10 protein-coding genes are annotated in these 17,948 nt (G+C 41.6%); all 10 read right to left on the bottom strand.

Annotated elements, in window-relative coordinates; all coding sequences use genetic code 11:
* Window positions 1–109: 109 nt before the first annotated feature.
* The 10 genes from addA to ccdA2 all read right to left on the bottom strand — a co-directional run bounded on the left by addA (window position 110) and on the right by ccdA2 (window position 17,905).
* Window positions 110–3,709, bottom strand: coding sequence for a helicase-exonuclease AddAB subunit AddA (addA, locus tag J5M87_RS03870; protein WP_154608958.1), 3,600 nt, complete (start codon window positions 3,707–3,709; stop codon window positions 110–112).
* Window positions 3,699–6,944, bottom strand: a complete 3,246-nt coding sequence (gene rexB / locus J5M87_RS03865) for an ATP-dependent nuclease subunit B (RefSeq protein ID WP_154608959.1) — start codon at window positions 6,942–6,944, stop codon at window positions 3,699–3,701. Before rexB ends, addA begins: the two co-directional genes overlap by 11 nt.
* A gap of 1,517 nt (window positions 6,945–8,461) precedes the next feature.
* Window positions 8,462–10,732: a DNA helicase PcrA gene (gene pcrA, locus J5M87_RS03860; protein ID WP_154608960.1), complete on the bottom strand. Its 2,271-nt coding sequence runs from the start codon at window positions 10,730–10,732 to the stop codon at window positions 8,462–8,464.
* A 145-nt stretch (window positions 10,733–10,877) separates the two neighbouring features.
* Window positions 10,878–12,248 carry a H2O-forming NADH oxidase gene (gene nox, locus J5M87_RS03855; RefSeq protein ID WP_154608961.1) on the bottom strand — a complete coding sequence of 457 codons (1,371 nt, stop codon included), beginning with the start codon at window positions 12,246–12,248 and terminating at the stop codon, window positions 10,878–10,880.
* Window positions 12,249–12,414: 166 nt separating this feature from the next.
* Window positions 12,415–12,651 (bottom strand): CsbD family protein, encoded by a 237-nt coding sequence (locus J5M87_RS03850; protein WP_154608962.1) that lies wholly within the window; start codon window positions 12,649–12,651, stop codon window positions 12,415–12,417.
* Between the two features lie 78 nt (window positions 12,652–12,729).
* Window positions 12,730–14,424 carry a cache domain-containing sensor histidine kinase gene (locus J5M87_RS03845; RefSeq protein ID WP_154608963.1) on the bottom strand — a complete coding sequence of 565 codons (1,695 nt, stop codon included), beginning with the start codon at window positions 14,422–14,424 and terminating at the stop codon, window positions 12,730–12,732.
* Window positions 14,421–15,155, bottom strand: coding sequence for a response regulator transcription factor (locus J5M87_RS03840; RefSeq protein WP_154608964.1), 735 nt, complete (start codon window positions 15,153–15,155; stop codon window positions 14,421–14,423). The genes J5M87_RS03845 and J5M87_RS03840 overlap by 4 nt, the downstream gene beginning before the upstream one ends.
* A gap of 228 nt (window positions 15,156–15,383) precedes the next feature.
* Window positions 15,384–16,505 (bottom strand): peptide-methionine (R)-S-oxide reductase MsrB, encoded by a 1,122-nt coding sequence (gene msrB / locus J5M87_RS03835; protein WP_154608965.1) that lies wholly within the window; start codon window positions 16,503–16,505, stop codon window positions 15,384–15,386.
* A gap of 9 nt (window positions 16,506–16,514) precedes the next feature.
* On the bottom strand, window positions 16,515–17,168 hold the full coding sequence (locus J5M87_RS03830; RefSeq protein WP_154608966.1) for a redoxin family protein: 654 nt from the start codon (window positions 17,166–17,168) through the stop codon (window positions 16,515–16,517).
* Between the two features lie 29 nt (window positions 17,169–17,197).
* Window positions 17,198–17,905 carry a thiol-disulfide oxidoreductase-associated membrane protein CcdA2 gene (gene ccdA2, locus J5M87_RS03825; RefSeq protein ID WP_154608967.1) on the bottom strand — a complete coding sequence of 236 codons (708 nt, stop codon included), beginning with the start codon at window positions 17,903–17,905 and terminating at the stop codon, window positions 17,198–17,200.
* Between the last annotated feature and the right edge of the window lie 43 nt (window positions 17,906–17,948).

Genomic DNA, 17,948 nt, shown 5'->3' with positions numbered 1-17,948 from the left:
ACTTTGATTTTTGACGAGTATAAAATAATTCCTGCTCAAGGTAATCAATAAAAGAGGGAGGACTATCGATTGCTGTGCAATTACGATTGAGTCCTACTCCTCTTCTTTTTTATGGTAAATGAACTACTTCAATCTTCTCCCCACCCAGTAGAATCAAGTATTTTTCAACCCTCTCTACTCGGTAAGCCTGCTTGAGAGCATCAGCATAGAGTTGCATTTGGCTACGATACCGCTCTGCCAACTGACTGGGTTGCTGATAATGGTCCGTTTTATAGTCAAACAGCACGATATAATCTCCATAATGGATAAATCCGTCTATGATTCCACGTAATACATAGTCTTCATTGGCAGACGCATCGGTTTGCAAAACAGCAAATGGCTGTTCTCGGCGAACCAATTCCTTCTGTGTCACTATTTCTTGTCCTAGCGGAGTCTCAAAGAATGCCCTAATCTTCGCTACATCAATTCTTGCCTTAACAGCTTCTGTGGCATGAATCTTTGCAAGGGTCTCTTCTACAAGTTCAACTGTCATAGGATTGACCAGTGGCAAGCGCTGCATCAACTCATGGACAGCAGAGCCAATCTGTGCCCCTGTTACCTGTTGACGACCAAAGTCTGGTAAGCGAAATGTCCGCTTGGGAACAAATTTTTCCATGATAGCGAGTCCATCATCTGCTAAGACTGGCTCGTAGAGTTTTTTAATCTGGCTCGGCGTCCGCACACTGGGCAAGTCAATCGCAGCTTGATAGCGTTGATTGAGTTCTTCAACAGCTTCTAATTGTTTTAGTGCAGCGACAATCTCTTCTGACTGACGGTTATCTCTGACCGTATCCCTTGGTAAAGAGGAGGTTACCTTTAATTGACCGATTTTTTCTGGAGTCAGGTCTTCAGCTCCAACAAAGGTCTTTGTAAAATGCAAATCCTGTCCCTTAAAGGCCTCTTCAATAGCTAAAATCCAATCCTGAAAATTGGTCATTGTCTCTCGTGTAGACTGGGCAAGTACACCGAAACGGGATTTTCCATCGTACTTGTTCGCCAATTTTTCCTGACTTCCTTTTCCGACCAAGTACAGTTTCTTCTCAGCCCGTGTCATTGCCACATAGAGCAAGCGCATCTGTTCAGACAGGCTCAAGCGTTTCAATTCTTCCTTATTGAATTGATAAGGGAGCGTATTGATCCGGACACGCACATGAGGTAGCGGTGTCTCAAACTTATCCCCCATATCTGCTAGGTATTGAGCTCCAATTCCATTTTCCCTGCTCAGAATAATCGGATTCTTGCTTTCTTGACGGCTAAAGTTCTTATCCATGTTCAATAGAAAGACATAGGGAAATTCCAAACCCTTGCTCTTATGAATGGTCATCAGCTGAACGGCATCTTGGGGCTTGGTTACTTCGACATCTGCTAAATCATAATTACTAGCAATGAGCTTGTCAATCATCGTGATAAAACGAGCCAGCCCCTTAAAGCCTGTTTTTTCAAATTGATTGGCTCGTAATCCCAGCGCATAAAGATTGGCTTGGCGCTTTTCTCCATTTGGCAGGGCACCGACATAATCATAGTAAAACTTCTCGTTAAAAATCTTCCAAATCAAATCATAAATGGAATGGGTTTTCGCATAGCTTCTCCAGTTAGATAGATAGGCTTGAATGTGTTCCAACTTCTGCTTGAAAGGAAGGGAAATCAATTCAGGATGCGCTCCACCATCTGTCAAGGCTAGTTGAAATTTCTGATAGAAATACGCTGATTCCGCCTGTAAGGCAATCCGTGTCAACTCATCTTCTGTTAAACGAAACATAGGAGATTTCAAAAGAGCAAGTAAGGGATAGTCATTGAGGGGATTGTTAATTGTCCGCAAGGTATCCAACATGACCATCACTTCCAAGGATTTGAGATAGTGCGCCTCACCTCCGTCAGATACCAAGGGAATCCCATGTTGCTCAAAACTACGTAAAATAGCATCATTTCGTGTCCGAGAAGACACTAGTAAGGCAATATCAGAAAAAGCGACCTGTTCCTCATTATGCAGGCGAATAATTTCCTTAACCACTAGCTCCACTTCACCAGCACTAATACCCTCTTGTTCCAATTCCTCAGCGACATCTGTGTTGTAAATGAGGTATGCCATTTGATTTGCTGGATGAGGGATTTTTTGATTGTCACTTCCTGCAACCAAGGTATGGGTTTCATCATAGGTAATTTGCCCCACTTCCCTGTCCATTAAGCGTGTAAAAATCGCATTCGTTGCATCTAACACCTCAGACTGACTACGGAAATTTTCTTTAAGGAGAATCAATTTGCCAGCTCTTGGATCCGTCTGATACAGTTCAAACTTCGTTTGGAAAATCTGTGGGTCTGCCTGACGAAAGCGGTAGATAGACTGCTTGATATCGCCCACCATAAAGCGGTTATGACCATTTGATAGCAAGTCCAACATCCGCTCTTGAATATGGTTATTGTCCTGATACTCATCGACCATAACCTCGTGATAGGTTGACTGATAGAGTTGCCGAATCTCTGGATAATCTGCCAAAATTTGAATGGCAAAATGGCTAATATCCGTAAATTCATAGCTATTTTCCTGTATCTTTCGCTGAAGGTATTGGTCAGAAAAATCAAGGACAAATTCTCTCAGTAGCGTCAATAATGGCAGTATGTGAGGTTGGTAGTCAAGAACCGTCTTCACATGTTTTAGATTGGTCAAGCGTTCCTGCAAGTCCTTAAAGACTAGATATTTTTCACCAGCCACCGTTACGTCGTCACCAGCAGGCAAGATGGTTACCAATTGCGCAACTAACTTTGGTAGTTGCTCCATTTTCCGACTGCTATCGTGCTTTTCCACCAACTCTCTTAGTTGCGTGATGATGGCGGAATGTTTGCTGTAAGTCGCTGTTGGTTTTCCTGTCTTGGTCGCTTTTTTGTAATCTGGTAAATCCGTCACATCCTGTAACTCATTGGCTACCCGCTCCATGCTGTCTAACAAGCCCTCAAAAATCGAAAAAGGCATGCTTTCAAGGCTCGTCAATTCCTCATGACCTTTTAAGAAGGTTTCTTCTAACCAAACACGGGGATTGCTGGTTGACTGACTAAAGGTGTGAATCTGCTCAACTACATCTCGAAAGGCCTTGCTATCCTTGCGATGACCTGAAAAATTCCGCACCAACTGCTGAAAGACCGCCTGGTCTTTTCCTGTCATATAGTCTGCAAACAGGTCTGCAAATACTTCTTGCTTGAGTAAATCTTGCTCATTTTGATCCTGTAAGATACGAAACGTCGGAGCAAGTCCTAAGAGATAGCCATAGGTTGTCACCAGCTGCTGGGTAAAGGCATCCATGGTCCCAATCGCGGCATGCGGAAGATTTGTCAACTGTTCAGACAGGTGGCGTTTTTGTTCTTCATCCTGACTATCTAGGATAGCCTGTGTCAACTTCCGTTCAATCCGTTCTTTTAACTCGCCTGCTGCCTTAACTGTAAAGGTAGAGATAAAGAGTTGGTCAATCCGAATTCCCCGCTTCAGCTTATCCAAAATCCGCTCCACCATGACGAAGGTCTTTCCTGAGCCAGCTGAGGCAGATACTAAGACATTTTGACCGTTGGTATAAATGGCTTCAATTTGCTCAGGTGTCCGTTTTTGTGGCTTATCCGATTGCACCTCTTCCCTTTGGACTTCCTCAATCTCTAAGGGGCTTAAAAATCGTTCAAAGCTCATCTGCTACTCCTTTCTTCATTCTCTCCAACCATTCTTCTTTCTTGCCACCTCTTATCAATTTGCGGGCTAATGGGAAATGGCGATCTGCTTCAAAACTAGTAATGGCATTTAATTGGTTGCCTGCGATAGAGCGTCCATCTTCAGTATAGGGGTTCACTGCAAACTGTCCTGCTAAAATCCGCTCTGCTGCTCCTCTATATAAGACCTGATTATGGCTCAGCATGGTTCCTAACTCTTCTTGTGTGAAGAGTGAGGACTTAGATTTTGCATAGAATTGATTGAGACGATTGCTTTCTTCTTCGATAAAGAGTCCCTTGTAAATCAAGGATTTGTAGGTTTTTTCAAGCACTTGGTCATCTGATTTCATGTCCGTCAAGGCCACAATTGGGTCTAGCATATGCAGATACATGGCCCCAAAAATCTTCTCTGACTGGCTAAATGCTGGTAATTGCTGAACCGCTGCGATGTAGGTCATCAGCTGTGGACTCAAGCCATTGTAAAAACGGTCAATCTTAAACTGATTTTCACTTGATTTGTAATCCACTACCCCAAAGGCCTGATCTGACGTCAATTGATCCAGACGATCCATTTTCCCCACAACTTGCAGCGGTCGTCCATTCGGCAAGGTTAAAAATGGCTCTTGCTCTCGACCGAAAACAGCTTCATTGGCCACAACTTGCGTAATCGGATCTGCTTGTAAAACAAGAGAGGTTGCACGCGCAATATCAAGCAAAACCGTCTCAGAGAAACGACTTTCTGTATTAAATTGATAGAGTGCTTCAAAAGCTGGCTCTTTACGCGTTTCTGCCATGGCCTCTTGTAATTTTTCATCAAAGGATTGATCGCTCTGATTTGCCGTGACTTTTTCAAAAATACGGTGAAGAAAATTCCCGTGACTTCGTGCATCTGGATGAATACTGTCACGTTCTCTCAAGTGCAAAACATGCTTGATAAAATAGAGGTACTCATTCTGATAAAAATCCGTCAAGCTAGAAGCCGATAAGACAAGTGGTTGGTCTGTAGGATAAAGAACAGCGAGTGTCTCAGTCGCCAAAGGACTTGACTCTACATCACCTGTAATGGCTGGAATGACAATTCTCTCTTGTTCTAATTTCTTACGTAGATAGCGAATCGCTACCAACCAGAAGGTTTCTTCTGTCTTTGTCCATTCGACCTCAAAGGGCAGGCGATTGGCCTCAATCACTCGAGCTAGCAAGCTCTTGTAATGAGCCAAGTCAGACCGTTGAAAACCTGTTTCTTTTCCTTTTTCTTCTTTTTTGATTCCAAACTGCTGTAGGAGTTTCAGGTAAGGTGATAAATCATCATCAGTCTCATTTGTTACTTGTGAAGCAGATAACACCAACTGCTTACTTGCAGCATTGAGCAGAGAAATCATGGCAAAATGATTCTTCTTGGTATGCTCCTGACTGACCACATCAAATCGCGCAAAGGGACCCGCTGCTTCGTTAATCCGCACACGTTCTGCATCTGTCACCAAACTCGTATTCTTGCCGAGCTTTGGAAAGTTGGATTGGGTAAGCCCCAAAGCAAAGACATACTTGGCTGTATGCGGCTCAATCAGATCATAGGATTTGACCCGAACCACATCAACAGTTGCAGGAACTGTTCGATAGGTACTTGCCAGCATTCCAGCACGCAAAATCGCTAGAAAATCAGCTACTGTCAGCTGCTCATCTGAAAAAATCTGATGCATATTCTCTAAGAGATGGCTAAAGCGATTCCAGACTTGCTCATCTTTTTCCTGCTCTGACTCTCCCAAGTGTGCTGATAAGGCCTCCATATTGGTTGGTAAGGCAATTGCCTCGCAAAAGGTGCTGAACTTAGCAAGTAGACTCTTTCCTGATTGAGCACGAGCCTTGAAAAAGACGGCTAAGGGTTCCATGATTTTCTCACGGATCTGATTAAGCGTTTTTAGGTCATACCAATTGCCATTTGTAGCAGTAAAAGCTCGCTCAAATTGAGCCTGTCCCTTCACATCTGCAAATAAGAGATACTGCTCAAAGAGATCTAATTTGTCTTGGGACCACTGCTGGTAGAGACCTGATTTTAAGAGATTGAGCATATCTTCTGTCCGGAAACGATAACGCTTTAAACGCTCCAAAGATTCGATGAAATGAATCAAGGGATGATGGCTCATCTCTTCAGCTCGTCCTAGATAATAGGGAATATCGTACTGGTCAAAGATTTTTCCTAACTGTAAACCATAACTATCCACATCTCCTAAGAGCACAACTATATCCTTATACCGTTCACCTTGGTGGAGTAACTGACGAATATTAAGTGCCAGCTGACGGACTTCTTCTTTTTGATTGGTGACATGCCAGAGCTGGATAGCTGATTGGTCGCTAACTCCCCCTTCTAACTGACCTCCAGAAAAATCATAATGACCTTCGATTGCTTTTGAAATGCTAGCAAAAACATCTCCAGCTGTTTGAGCTTCTAAATAGCAAGGCTTAGCTTGAAAAGTCTGAGCTAGATGACGGAGAAATTCCACCCCTACCTGATAAACATTTCCCTCAATATAAGGAGATTGATAGGCTTTTTGACTGGCATAGGTGGCAATCACTATGTCTGCTACCCGACTATGCAGAGCGGCAATCAGCGCTTCTTCCTCAGCCGAAAAACGGGTAAAACCGTCCACAATTAGGACGACAGCTGCTAATTCCTGATTGAGCTGGCCTGATTCAACAGCCTGACGAAACGAAGCCATCTTACCCGCAATGTGAAAGCCTTCTCGTACCATGACCTCTTCAAAGGCTGTCAAAATCATGACCAAATCTGCCTCTTTGTCTGGAGAATCTAGGTTGATTAAATCCCCAATTGTCAGATTGGAACGCTGCATTTCCTTATACAAGTCCGCTAGTTGCTGAATAAAGGGAATGTCTTGCTTCACCTTTCCATAGACCTTGAAATCTGCCTCGTCCATTTGCGATAAAATCCGAAAGAAGAGCATAATCAAGCCAGTATCATCTAGTGCTTGCTTTTCTTCTGTCTGTTCCAGAGAAAAATAGCGCGCCAACTGCTCAAAGCGTGTGACCATCATGTCAAAGGAACCTTTTTCCTCTAAACTAGCAAGGACAGCTCTCTCTTTTTCAAAAGATAGCGAATTGGGGGCAATATAAAAAACACGCTTGCCTTCCTGTGTATAATCCCTTGCCGTTTTGGCTAAAAAAGTGGTCAAAGGATAGCGAATATCTGCGTAGTATAATTTCATAGGCTATCTGATTTCTCCTATTCTATCAGTCTCTTTCTCTATTATACCAAAAGTCAAACAAAGATACCCTGTTACTTCATTAGTTGACATGCTAAAAAAAGTGATAAACTGATGGTAGAAGGCGATTACGTGACAAATCAACTGACCAGAAAAGAGCCACTATGTCTATCTTGCTCTATTTTCATCTGTTTTTGATGATCATTGTGGTCGCCTATATCCTACTTGGGATTACCTTTATCAAGCGATTCAATACCTTGATTTTATCAAAAACAGTCAAAACAATTTTTCTCCTTGGCTACCTCGCCCTTCTAGGGTGCGTGCTCTACATTATCCTATCATTCCTCTTTCTAGGGTGTAATTGCTAATACTCGATAAAACCGCCTAGACACCATAAGTTCTAGGCAGTTTTTTTATAGAGGTACTCTATCAAAAGCAACGATAATCTTTTGCTCCTCTCTTAAATAGCATAGATGCAAAAAACTCATTTGGCTCGCTTCAGTTTTAGCCTGTCGTTCACGAAAAATCGAGCACTAAATTTCTAGGCTGGCTAACTCTCATGAAAAATGACTCACTAAACTTTTAGGCTGACTGAATTTCATGAAAAATTGACTCATTTGAATCCTAGGCTAGCTGACTTTCATGAAAAATTGACTCATTTGAATCCTAGGCTAGCTGACTTTCATGAAAAATTGACTCAATTGAATCCTAGGCTAGCTGACTTTCATGCAAAAATGACTCATTTGGCTTCTAGGATGGCTGTAACCTCACAAAAAATTAGCTCAATTAGTTTCTAGGCTAACTGAATCTCATGTAAAATGACTCATTTGGCTTCTAGGATGGCTATAACTCACAAAAAATTAGCTCAATTAGTTTCTAGGCTAGCTGACTTTCATGCAAAAATGACTCATTTGGCTTCTAGGATGGTTGTCCTTCATAAAAAAATTGCTCACTTAAATCCTAGGCTAGTTAACTCTCATGAAAAATGACTCATTTGGCTTCTAGGATGGCTGTCCTTCATAAAAAAATTGCTCACTTAAATCCTAGGCTGGCTAACTCTCATAAAAAATGACTCACTAGACTTTTAGGCTGACTGGATTTCATGAAAAATTGACTCATTTGAATCCTAGGCTAGCTGACTCTCATGTAAAATTGACTCATTTGAATCCTAGGCTAGCTGACTCTCATGTAAAATGACTCAATTGAATCCTAGGCTAGCTGACTTTCATGTAAAATGACTCATTTGAATCCTAGGCTAGCTGACTCTCATGTAAAATGACTCATTTGAATCCTAGGCTAGCTGACTTTCATACAAAAATGGCTGACTAGGCTTCTAGGATGGCTGACTCTCATGTAAAATGACCTCACTGTTCTTCTAGTCCCTTTAACATTTCCTTGTTCAGCTAAAAAACACCTAGAAACTATGATTTCTAAGTGTTTTTCAATGCGTATGGTGCAACGGTAGGACTACGACTTTGTAATTGGATTGAACACTCTTCGAGTTCGCTTAGTAATAAGGATTAGTCTGCTTTCTCAATTGGTGCGAGACTGGCTAAGACTTTTTTCAGCCCCAAGTCTGGGAAATTGATTTTCAATTCTTGACTCGCTCCGCTACCAGTCACTTCAAGAACCGTTCCTCGTCCCCATTTGCGGTGAACCGCAATGTCGCCTACTGCCCAGTCTGTTTGCGCAGAGGAGCTGGATTTTCCAAAAGGCAACTCTTCTCCCAAACTGCGTGGCTGAATCTGAGACTTGCGCGATTGAATGGCCTGCTGTAAACTCATACCTTGACCAAATTTGCTCATCTGACCATTGACGTAGGACGCCTTAAAAGCAGTATTGGCAGGTCTTGCTAAGCCTTGGTAATCCAACAAATTACTCGATATTTCTCTAATAAAGCGACTAGGCTGGTTGTAGCTACTGCGACCAAAGAGCAGGCGTGAATTTGCATTTGTTAAATAAAGCTGCTTTTCTGCCCGCGTAATTCCCACATAGGCCAAACGGCGTTCTTCTTCTAATTCATCCTCATCTTCAGCAGCCCGACTGAGCGGGAAGACATTTTCTTCCATTCCAATCAAAAATACTACCGGAAATTCCAAGCCCTTTGCCGCATGTAGGGTCATCAAGGTCACTTCTGAACTCTCTCGGTCTCCGTCATCCGTATCTGCAATCAGGGCTAGATCATTGAGGAAGCGGCTCAAGGTATCCAGACCTGACTCACCTTCCATCTCCGATTCCTCATCAAAATGCTTGGTCACAGAAAGAAATTCCTGCAAGTTCTCTATTCGAGCATTAGCTTCTAATGTTGCTTGCACAGTGAGGGCTTCCATATAGCCCGTCTTTTGCAAAACAGCTTCTACCAGATCCGTAATCGACAGCTCATCTAACTGGTCTCGCAACTGATAGAGTAAGTGGGATAAGTCAAAGATAGCTTGCGCAGCCTTGCCCCTAATACCAGACAGCATAATCTGTTGGCTTGCTTCCAGTAACGATAGCTCCTGCATTTGGGCAAAATCACGAAGTTTATCCACCGTACCAGGTCCCACTCCACGTTTTGGCTCATTGACAATCCGCTCAAACGACAGATTATCCGCAGGATTTGCAATGACATTCAAGTAGGCAATGACATCACGAATTTCCTTACGGCTGTAGAACTTGGTTCCACCGACCATGGTATAGGGAATAGTAGCTTTTAAAAGAGCTTCTTCAATGGTACGAGATTGGGCATTGGTACGGTACAAGACTGCAACATCCCGATATTTTCGACCAGCTCGTACCACTTCATCTATCTGAGTAGCAACATAAAGCGCCTCATCCTGCTCATCTCGTGCTCGGTAGTAGGTAATCTGCTCGCCTTCGTCATTTTGTGTCCAGAGATTTTTCGGACGACGGTTGCGATTGTTTTGGATCACATCATTAGCCGCTTGCAAGACTGTCTTAGTCGAGCGATAATTTTCTTCTAATAAAACGACCTTACTCTCTGGATAATCTTTTTCAAAATCAAGGATATTCTGCATATCCGCCCCACGCCAGCCATAGATAGACTGGTCTGCATCTCCTACAACACAGATATTTTTAAAACGAGAAGCAAGGAGCTTGACCAATTGGTATTGGGCATGGTTGGTATCTTGATACTCATCGACATGGATATACTGGAATTTTTGCTGATAATAGGTTAGTACATCTGGATGTTGATCAAATAAACGCAGGGTCAGCATGATTAAATCATCAAAATCAACTGCCTCACTCATACGCAATTCTTTCTGATAGGCCGTGTAACATTTAGCAACTATCTGCGTATACAGATCACCTGCCTGACTTTCATAGGCTACTTCATCAATCAAATCATTTTTGGCATTCGAAATTGTACCTAGAATGGAGCGTTCACTCCATTTTTTCGGATCTAAATTAAGATTTTTCAAAATCCGCTTCATCAAGGTCCGCTGCTCACCCGGGTCGACAATGGTAAAGTTGCGATTGTAGCCAATGTGATCAGCATCTCGGCGTAAAATCCGTACACACATGGAGTGGAAGGTCGCAATCAAGCAATCTTGCGTTGCAGGATTGAGCGCAAAAGCCCTCTCTTTCATCTCCCGAGCTGCCTTATTGGTAAAGGTAATCGCCAAAATATTCCAAGGATTGACTAATTTTTCATCAATCAAATAGGCAATCCGGTGCGTCAAGACCCGTGTCTTACCAGAACCTGCTCCTGCCATAATCAACAAAGGTCCTTCTGTCGTTTGAACTGCCTCCGATTGTCTATCATTCATTCCATTTAGTAACGGATTCATCTTCTCTCCTTATCTCTTACCCTCATCAGAAACCAAGCAAGCACTGTCGCATTGATTTTCAAGACTTCCAATTTCTTTATTATATCAAAAATCAGGCAAATGAAAAAGACTGAACGATTTGTCCAGTCTTTTCGCATACATTTCCTTATTCTGCACCCAAGGCTGCCATTGTGATGTAGTTGTATGGCTTGTTGAAGTGTGGCAAGAAGAAGATATCAAGAAGCGCTAAGCGTTCGATTGTTACTTTTTCTTGGATAGCTAATGAGAACATGTGGATACCCATTGACATGTCTTCTTTCGAAGCCATTTGCGCTCCAAGAACAACACGTGTATCCTTATCATAAACGATTTTAAGGGTTACTGGGAAGTTGTCATGTTCGATAAATTCTGGTTTTTGGTTATCTGTAAATTCAGTAACAGCTGCATTATAACCGAAGCGTTGTGCTTTTTCAAGTGTCAAACCAGTTGAAACCATCTTAAGGTCATAGATTGCAATACCATTTGAACCTTGTACACCGATTGATTCCAATTCAGTTCCACATGCGTTGTGGGCTGCTACGATACCTGAGCGAACAGCGTTTGTTGCAAGAGCGATGTAGTTTGTATCACCGATTGAGTTGTCATAGACAGTTGCACAGTCACCGATTGCATAAACATCTTTCAAGCTCGTTTCTTGTTTTTTGTTTACAAGGAAGGCACCATTGCGGAAGAGTTCAATCTTACCATCGCCAAGACCAGTATTTGGACGGAAACCAACAGCCAAGATGACCATATCCACATCAAATGTTTCTTTATCTGTTACGATACGTTCTACTTTGCCGTCACCTTCAATTGCTTGTACAGTTTGACCAAATGCCAATTGGATACCGTGGTCTTCAAGGTTCTTGCTCATCATATCTGTCAAATCACGGTCGTAGTAACCTGCCAAGCAAGTGTCCACAACGTCAATCAAGATAACTTCTTTCCCTTTGCGTTCAAAGGCTTCTGCAAGTTCAACACCAATATAACCTGCACCAACAACTGCTACACGTTTGATGTCTTCATCTTTCAATTTCTCAATCACATCTGCTGAGTTTTGGTACAACTTAACAAATTGAAGATTTTTAAGAGTTGCTTCAAATTCACGTGAACCTTCTTTGATTTCAGCACCTTTGATTGGTGGCAAGATTGGTTGTGAACCAGTTGCAAAAATCAATTTGTCGTAGCTTTCAACATGTTTGCTACCATCTTCTAAAAGAACATGTACTTCTTTTTTGTCATAATCTACAGACTCAACTGGTGAGTTCATGTATACTTTTGCACCAAGGCTTTCCAATTGCTCTTTGTCAGAATAGAATAAGCCTTCTGGGCCAGAGATTTGCTCACCAATCCATAGTGCCATTCCACAACCGAGGAAAGAAATATTTGAATTTTGGTCAAATACAACAATTTCGTTATCTGCACCATAGTTTGTTAACATAGTTTTGATACAAGCTGTACCAGCGTGGTTTGCACCAACAACAACGATTTTAGACATAAGTAAATCTCACTTTCCTAAAAAATATTTTTTTACAAGTTACATTATACTATACAGTTGATACCGATTACAATAATTATGCTCAGAAATTCACAACATTTTTTAATAGGCTGTTCCTATAAAAAAATACCCCTTGCGGGGTATGGGGGTAAGCATTACAAAAGCATTATTTACCAAAAACGTTTTTAAGACCTTCTACAGCGCCTTCAACAGCACCTTTTGCCTCATCGGCAAGTTCTTTTGCCTTATCTGTTGCTTCATCAGCCAATTCTTTTGCTTTACCAGCTGTTTTTTCTACAAGGCCTTCTACTTCTGTTTTTTTATCGCCAACCAATTTTCCAGCTGCTTCTTTCAAGCCACCAGTTACTTGGTCCAATTTTGCTGATAATTTTTCTTCTGACATATCCCTGTCCTCCTTTTTCTTTATAGTCAATATAATAACATAACATCTCATTATCTTCAACTAATCTGCTCAAATGGACTACTTTTTAGGAAAGAAAAGAGAGATTCTCGTATGGCTATCTGATTTCGAATCAATTTCCATGTGATAGCCTTGTCCAAACTGCAGACGCAAGCGTTGGTCCACATTTTTTAAGCCAACACCACCGAGTTTTACAAGAAGATTTTCGGTCGTATCATGCGCAATAAAACCACGACCATTATCATAGATAGACACGACAAGAAAGTCTTCTCTTTCTTCAACGAACACGCGCACCAAGCCCTGTCCCTTGATTTCTTTAATCCCATGGTAAATGGCATTTTCCACCAAGGGCTGCAAGACCAACTTGGGTAATTGGAAATCATCAAAGCGCGTATCTTCTTCTATTTCATAGGTCAGTTTGTCCCCGTAGCGCTGTTTTTGGATAAAAAGATACTGGCGTACATGGTCAATCTCATCTTTTAAGGCAATCTGTTCATTGCCTTGATTTAACGCCAAACGGAAATACTTGGCGAGCGATTTGGTTACCTCAACCACTTTCTCACTATTATTAAACTCCGCCATCCAGACAATCGTATCTAAGGTATTGTACAGAAAATGAGGATTGATTTGACTAGAAAGAGCTTGTAGCTCGTATTTGCGGACATTTTGCTCTTCTTCTTTGACTGCCAGCATCAATTTGTCAATCTGATCCAGCATGCGGTTAAATTGATGAGCCAAATCAACCAATTCTGGTGCCCCTTGCTCATTGGCTCGTAAACTGGCATTTCCATTTCCAATGGCCAAAATCGTTTCCTGTAAAGCCCGCAAAGGCTTAATCCAATGCCGTAAAATGAACCAAATTCCTAAAAGACAAATTCCCAAGGCAACCAGCCCCGTTCCTACAAAAGATGTCAACACTTGACCTTGCAGTTGGTGAAGATTTTCCATAGAAGAAACCCCAATCATGACCCAATCACTCTGGGGGATCTGGTACTGATAAACGTAGGAACTATCCTGGTCAACATAGCCATTCTTTTCTTGGATATAGGGTTCTAGGGCTTTCATCTCCTCACTAGATGAATAGACACTCTTCTTTGGATGATAGACAAATTCATGATTGCTATTGACAATAAAGGTAAAGCCTTTTTCTCCGAGCTGTAAGCTATCGAGATAAGCCGTCAAAGTATCATAAGCAATATCAAGACGGACAACCGCTAGATTGTCTCCCTTGCTATCCACCACTTCTTGGGTGACAGACACCACCCATTTCTCATTGGCTTCAGAAAGATTTTGGCGTGCAGGAGTGACAACCGGCATGGCATGTTCATGAATAGCGGCTTGGTACCAAGCTTCTTTCATCATGTCACTGGAGGTTTTCATACTAACTGCTTCATCTGTTGATACTAGGTGGCCTGATTTAGTGACGAGAACGGCAGATACCAAATCACGATCTGTTGATAAAATCGTGCCCAATAGTTTTCTTAACGCTCTCTCATTTTCTACAGTTGCATCTCCTGCGTAAGTCTTGACTAGTTCATGGTTTGCCAAACTACTGGTCGTTTCTTTTAATTTTTCTAAATAAGACTGGACAAATTGACCGCTTTGGGAAATGGTATGTTGTGTACTCTGCTCAGTCGTTTCTCGAATCACATCCGAACTCGTATGATAGTAACCAGCACCGACAATACCAAGCAGCAATAACATGGTAACAGCCACATAAACCACTAACTGAACAAAAAGAGAAAACCGCTTCATCTCTGCTCTCCTTTTTTAAATTGACGAGGTGTCACACCCACAATCTGCTTGAAGCGCTGCGAAAAATAATTCATATCTTCAAAGCCGACTTGCTCCGCTATTTCATAAATCTTTAAATCTGTTGTCAATAGCAGTAACTTAGCCCGTTTCATCCGCTCCTGAATGAGATAGTCCTGAAAGGGCAGGCCCAGTTCTTTTTTCAAAACCACACTGAGATGCGAGGAGCTAAATCCCAAGTCCTGTGCTAAAGACTTGAGTGATAAATCCTGATCAGCTAGTCGTTCTTGGATGAGCTGGGCGAGACTGGATGTTTCACTCTGCTCGACCAAATCACTGATTTGTTGCCGCTTTTCTTCCTTATCTAGCTTCATCTTTACTTTGACGAGCATCTCCTCCACATCTGTCTTGGAAAAAGGTTTGAGAAGATAGTCATCTGCCCCCAATTTAACAGCTGAGAGGGCATAGTCAAAATCATCATAGCCGGTCAAAAACACAATATGCGTCTCTGGATACTGCTCTCTAACTAACTGTGCGAGGCGAATCCCGTTCATCTGAGGCATATTGATGTCGGTTAGTAGAATATCTGCCTGCTCTTTTTGGAAAAATTCCCAAGCCTCCACACCGTTTTCTGCTTCTGCTAAAACTTCCATCCCCAATTTTTCAAAATCAAGCAAGGATGAAATCCCTTGTCGAACAAGGTATTCGTCTTCTACAATCATGAGTTTATACATACAATTCTCCTGTCTGAGATCCTACCTCTAGTATAGCAGAAATAATGACTCTTTCATACACCGTCTGTCACGTTCTATTTCCTATAAAACCAAACGAATAAACCATAAATAAGGCGAGTTTCCCCGCCTTATCGTTCGTATCATCAAATGAAACTGATCATTAGATTGCTAAAATCGCAAGTATAATTGGAGTTAGGAAAGACGATGTTTCAGTTTCAAATGGGTCTACTACACATAATCTAAGAGGTAGCCGTAGCCTTTACTTTCCATTTCTGCTTTTGGAATGAAGGTAATAGAAAGACTGTTGATGCAGTAACGCAAACCACCCTTGTCTTTTGGACCGTCTGTAAAGACATGTCCTAAATGAGAATCGCCAACACGGCTTCTAACTTCTGTCCGTACCATATTGAAGCTATGATCGTCCTTGTAAGTTGCTACATCTGGGCTGATTGGTTTTGAAAAACTTGGCCAGCCACAACCGGAATCAAACTTATCTTTGGAAGAAAATAGTGGCTCACCCGTCACAATATCAACATAAATCCCTTCATCAAACTTATCCCAGTAGCGGTTTGAAAAGGCACGTTCTGTGTCATTTTTTTGAGTCACAGCGTACTCTTCTGCCGTCAACATTTTCTTAATTTCCTCATCGCTTGGTTTGTGGTACAAACTTTCGTCAATGACAGGATAGCTCGCTTGGTTGACGTTGATATGGCAGTAGCCATTCGGATTTTTCTTCAGGTAGTCTTGGTGGTATTCTTCTGCTTCTACGAAGTTTTCCAAGGCACCTTTTTCAACAGCAAGGGGGAGGTCAAATTTCTTTGCTTGTTCGTCAAAGACTTCTTCAATAACCTTTGAATCCTCTTTATCTGTATAATAGACACCTGTCCGATACTGTGTTCCACGGTCATTTCCTTGTTTATTGACACTAGTCGGGTCGATAATGCGGAAATAATGGAGCAAGATTTCACGTAAGGAAATTTGATTTTTATCATAGGTTACTTTTACTGTCTCCGCATGGCCTGTCTGACTAATCAATTCATACTTAGTTGTACTTCCTTTTCCATTGGCATAACCAGATACGGCATCTGCTACTCCTGCAACGCGTGAGAAGTATTCTTCTACGCCCCAGAAACAACCACCTGCTAAATAAATTTCTCTGATATCTTCTTTCATAGACTCTTTCTTTTCCTTTCTTGTCACATCATTTGATTGATTCATCACTGTATCCTTTATTTGAGAAGTCGCTGTTGATGCTGTGGATGAGTTCAGTAAACGACTCCCGAATAAGAAAGCAGCTATAAGGACTAATACGCCTCCAATAATGAGGAAAACTTTAGATTTATCGATCATATCGCCCTCCTATTTAATCTCTTTTAGCTTGTCTTCGATACCAGCTTTATCCATAAATCCTGGATGAACTTCTACTAAGACACCATCGCTACCGATAAAGGCAGAGGTTGGATAGGCACGAACACCGTATTCCTGCAATAATTTACCACTTGAATCAAGAAGAACTGGAGTGTGTGTATAGTCAAGTCCATCATACCATTTTTTGAAATCTTCTGCAGACTTTTCACCCATGTGATCTGGAGAAACGACGGTTAAAATGACATAATCCTTGTTTTCTACTTGACTTGCAAGGTCATCTGTATCCCGTAAAGTTGATAGACAAATGGAACACCATGATGCCCAGAATTTTAGATAGACTTTTTTCCCTTTAAAATCAGATAGGTTATAGGTCTTGCCGTCTACACCTTCTAGACTAAAATCAGGGGCTGGTTTTCCATCGTTCATCATCTTACTTTCTCCTTCTTTCATTTCGTCTTTTTTCATATCATCTTTATCAGACATCTTTTCGTCTTTCATGTCTTTCTTTTCGTCAGACATTTTCTCATCTTTTTTCATCATTGCACTCTCATCTGATTTTTTCATATCATCTGCCTTTTGAGTAGAGCAGGCTGTTAATAGTCCAACTGATAAGAGACTAGCAAGCAATAAGGTTTTGGTTTTCATTTGATTTCTCCTTTTCGTCTGTTTTCGATTTATCCAAATAATTGAGCAAAGATATTTAAATTGCCTAACATGAGTAGAATTCCCATTAGAATAATGATAATTCCACCAATTTTCTTCAAGGTTCCCATATAAGGTTTGAGTTTACTGAAATAGCGTAGAACAAATGAGGAAGCAAGTGCCACTAATAAGAACGGCAAGGCAAGCCCTAATGTGTAGAGTAACATGAGGATTGCACCCTGCCAGGCACCATTTCCACCTGACGCCGCAATCGCAAGCACTGAGCTGAGTACCGGTCCAACACATGGTGTCCAACCAAAGCTAAATGTCAGACCAAGTAAGAAGGCATTGTAGAAATCATTGCGTTTTTTATCCTGCTTAAATTGGACACTCTTTTGCTTTTGTAATTGGGAAATATTGATGATCCCTGTCTGGTGAATTCCTAGAATAACCACGATTCCTCCCAGAACATAGCGGAACCAATCTGTATAAAGAAGATTTCCTAGAAAGCCTGCCCCATATCCTAGCGTGATAAAGACCATGGATAGTCCTGCGATGAAAAAGAGGGTTTTTACAATCCCGTACCAGGCAATTTCCACTCCTAAAAAGCGAACGGTTCGTGGCTCATCTGAATCTAACAAGACACCGACATATACTGGTAATAATGGGAGAATGCACGGCGAGAAGAAAGACAAGATTCCTGCTAAAAACACTGATACTAAAAATACAACTGAGGTCATTTCGTTACTCCTTATCCTTTTGTATCTCTAGTATAGTCCTCTT

The organism is Streptococcus sp. zg-86, from assembly GCF_017639855.1.
Lineage (GTDB): Bacteria > Bacillota > Bacilli > Lactobacillales > Streptococcaceae > Streptococcus > Streptococcus zhangguiae.
The sequence above is the reverse complement of the archived record's forward strand: the minus strand, read 5'-3'. Positions and strand labels throughout refer to the sequence as shown.